Consider the following 3410-nt stretch of genomic DNA (forward strand, 5'->3'; position numbering starts at 1 on the left):
CCCCGGGGGAAGCGGCCGGTCCGGCGGTGCTCAGAGGGTTTCGACGACCTGGTCGAAGTCCAGCCGCGGCAGGCGGTCGAACCACGGGTTCTCGCCCGGCTTGCCGACGTTGACCACGACCAGCGAGCGCCACTTCTTGTCCGCGAAGAACTCGTCGTCGACGCCCTGGGCGTCGAAGCCGGTCATCGGGCCGGCGGCCAGCCCGGCGGCGCGGACGCCGATGATGAAGTAGCCGACCTGCAGCAGCGAGTTCAGCTTCGAGAACTCGACGCGGCCCTGCTCGTCGGCGAAGTTGTCCTTGACCCCCGGGTTGTGCGGGAACACCTGGGGGATGTTTTCGTGGAAGTCGACGTCCGCGGCGAGCACGACGGTCAGCGGCGCGGCTTCGGTCTTGTCCCGGTTGCTCGGGGCCATGTGCGGGAGCAGGCGGGCCTTCGCCTCGGCGGTCCGGAGCACCAGCGCGCGCAGCGGCTGGGTGTTCATCGACGTCGGGGCCCACTTGACGAGGTCGTAGATCGCGCGGACCTGCTCCTCGGTCACCGGCTCGGAGCTGAAACTGTTGGCCGTGCGGGCCTCGCGGAACAGCAGGTTCTGGACGTCCGCGGGGAGCTGGAGGGCCTCGGTCTGCTCGGCAAAGGTGGTCATGGGGCTGAGCTTCCTTCCGTTGGGTCGGTACCCCGTGCAACCAGGTTGAGCGTTGAACTATTTCGCCCTCAACTACCTTGCGGCGGTGAAGTGGAGCACAAGCGCAGCGGACCACCGGGGGCGACAGGTCGTCACCCGACCGGGTTATGGGCGCCTTCTCGGGTGCCGGTAACCCGGGCGAACGGCGGCAGCCCGGGTGGCCCGGCCGGCCCGCGTTCCCACGGCGAACAGGGGCACCGGGGCGGCCTGATGGCCCGGCTCGCGCGGATCGCCGTCGCCAGGAGGGCCGGCCGGTAGCCGGGTGCAGCCGTCCCCGTGTCCGTTCGCCCGGGACGTCCGCGGGAAACGGACACGGCCGCCGGCTCCCCGCTGGGGGAGTCGGCGGCCGTGGTGCGCGGCGCGGTGCGAAGACGGGTCAGTAGGCGCCGTGCCCGCCCATCACCGCGCGGAAGGTCTTCCAGAGGATCACCAGGTCCAGGGCGAGCGACCAGTCCTCGACGTAGCGCAGGTCCAGCCGGATGCTCTCCGCCCAGGTGAGGTCGCTGCGCCCGCTGACCTGCCAGAGCCCGGTGAGGCCCGGCTTGACGAGCAGCCGGCGGCGGGCGTCCGGCGGGTACTGCGCGGTCTCCTCCGGCAGCGGCGGCCGCGGGCCGACGAGCGACATCTTCCCGGACACGACGTTGAACAGCTGCGGCACCTCGTCGAGCGAATACCGCCGCAGGAAACCACCCACACGGGTGATACGAGGGTCGCGCTTCATCTTGAAGAGCGGGCCCGCGCCTTCGTTGTCCGCCGCCAGGGTCTGCTTGATCGCGTCGGCGTTGGAGACCATCGTCCGGAACTTGAGCATGGTGAACGTCGCGCCGTCGCGGCCGACGCGGCGCTGGCGGTAGATCACCGGGCCGCGGTCGTTCAGCTTGATGGCGACCGCGATCACGAGCAGCAGCGGGGACAGCAGGGTGAGCAGCAGCGCCGAGCCGCAGCGGTCGACGATCTCCTTCACCACGCGGCGCCCGCCGGTGAACATCGGCGCGGTGACCCGCAGCAGCGGCATGCCGAGCACGCCGGTGACGTTGAGCCGGGGCCCGGCGACCTCCATCAGCACGGGCGCCACGACCATCTCCGCGCCGGTGCCCTCCATGTCCCACGCCAGCCGCTGCAGCCGTTTCGGCGTCCAGTACTGGTCGGCGGTGATGGCCACGACCCGGTAGCCGCCGCGCCGGACGTGCCGGGACAGCTCCTCCAGCCGGCCGACCACCGGGACGCCGTCGATCTCGCCGCTGTCGCGGTCTTCGCCGTGGCCGCTGAACGTGCAGGCCGCCTCGACGCGCCAGCCGACGTGCACTTCCGAGCGGGTGCGGGCGATCAGGTCGGCGACCGTTTCCGGGCTGCCCGCGGCCATCACGGGCAGCAGGCAGAGTCCCTTGGCGCGCTTGCGGTGCAGCACCTGGCGCAGCAGGTAGCGCTGCGGGAAGGCGACCAGCGCGATGGCGGGGACCACGACGAACACCCAGACCTGGACCTCGAGCGCGCCGAACAGCAGGCCGCCCAGCGCGACCAGGACGGCCGCGGTGATGAAGCCGCGGCCGAGCGTGCGGTACTCCTCCGCGCCTTCGCCGAGCACCCGCGAGCTCCAGGCCCGGCTGGCGGGCAGCGAGACGAACACCGCCAGGATGGTGCCGAAAGCGTGCATGTCGTGCGGGGCAACGCGATCGATGACGAACGCGCTGATCGCGATCACCAGCAGCGTGATGAACACATCGCTGCCGATGACCCAGGCTCTGTACCGCGCTTCCCAGGCCGCGGGCCACGCCTTGGCGGACGGGCCCCCGGTGTCGCCGGAGTGGTCGTCCCGCTTGACGGGACGCGGGATGGCCTGGAGGTCGATGTGCGGCGGTGGCTGGCTCACCGTGTACGAAGGCCGCACCGACTCTTCCATCTGATCTCCCGGGAACTGGATCGAGTTGAGCCGCAGGCACGCAGCGTCACCGAAGATGATTTCGCAGAGTCACGGCATCTCAGTGGTCGCGCACAGCCGGCGGCGGCTTCACACGGCAAGTTATCGGCGACTCTCTCGGCAGTGTTACAAGGGATTTCCAGCCACATGCTGCGTGACATCCCCGCCAGAAAATGGCCGGAAGATAACAAGATGAAGACGATCCGTGAGGGGACGTATCCCCCGGAAAACTACGTTCCGTAGCGAAAAGGGTGATGCCCGCACCCGGGTGGACCAAGCACGGCCGAACGGCCCAGCGGGGTCTTCCGGACTCTACTGTGGACACTGCGGGCGCCACATGGTCCACAGTGGACCACGCGGGGCCGGCGGTGGCCGTCGCGCGGACCCGGCAGCCACCCACAGTGACATTCGTCGCTACGCCGTCACGCGCGCCGGTTCTGTCACACGTCGTCGTCGCAGGGCCACGCCGCCGCGGGGCGACGTGAAGTGCCGAGGATCACATCCGGCCTCCCACTGGTGGCGTTCGACAGAAAACCGCCGCGGCGGCACGGTTCGAAGGCAGTTCCGGCGGGCCCCGGCGGCGGGGGCGTGAACCGCTCTCATGAGCTGATACGGCCGATCCGAACGGATCGTTCACTCCGCTTCGGCGGGCTGCCCGGCCCGTTATCCGCCGCTGACGCGAAAAGGCGACCCGACCTGGGGGTCCGGGGGCGTGCCCCCGGCGGGGGCGTGGGGGCGCCGCCCCCCCACGACCACAATAGCCCCGGTGCCCCATTCCCCGAACAAGGCACAACCCCCCAAAATAGTG

2 protein-coding genes are annotated in these 3410 nt (G+C 70.3%); both read right to left on the reverse strand.

Annotated elements, in window-relative coordinates:
• Nucleotides 1-30: 30 nt before the first annotated feature.
• Entirely contained in the window at nt 31-645 is a 615-nt protein-coding gene (locus ACFVYA_RS49705; protein WP_387055642.1) for a malonic semialdehyde reductase, read from the reverse strand.
• A 415-nt stretch (nt 646-1060) separates the two neighbouring features.
• On the reverse strand, nt 1061-2584 hold the full coding sequence (locus tag ACFVYA_RS49710) for a sugar transferase (RefSeq protein ID WP_387055644.1): 1524 nt from the start codon (nt 2582-2584) through the stop codon (nt 1061-1063).
• Between the last annotated feature and the right edge of the window lie 826 nt (nt 2585-3410).

Source organism: Amycolatopsis sp. NPDC058278 (assembly GCF_042881395.1).
Taxonomy (GTDB): Bacteria; Actinomycetota; Actinomycetes; order Mycobacteriales; family Pseudonocardiaceae; genus Amycolatopsis.

Bases quoted from the DNA above. Each gene is read 5' to 3' on its own strand.
- ACFVYA_RS49710 (WP_387055644.1), bottom strand. From the start codon at position 2,584: ATGGAAGAGTCGGTGCGGCCTTCGTACACGGTGAGCCAGCCACCGCCG.
- ACFVYA_RS49705 (WP_387055642.1), bottom strand. From the start codon at position 645: ATGACCACCTTTGCCGAGCAGACCGAGGCCCTCCAGCTCCCCGCGGAC.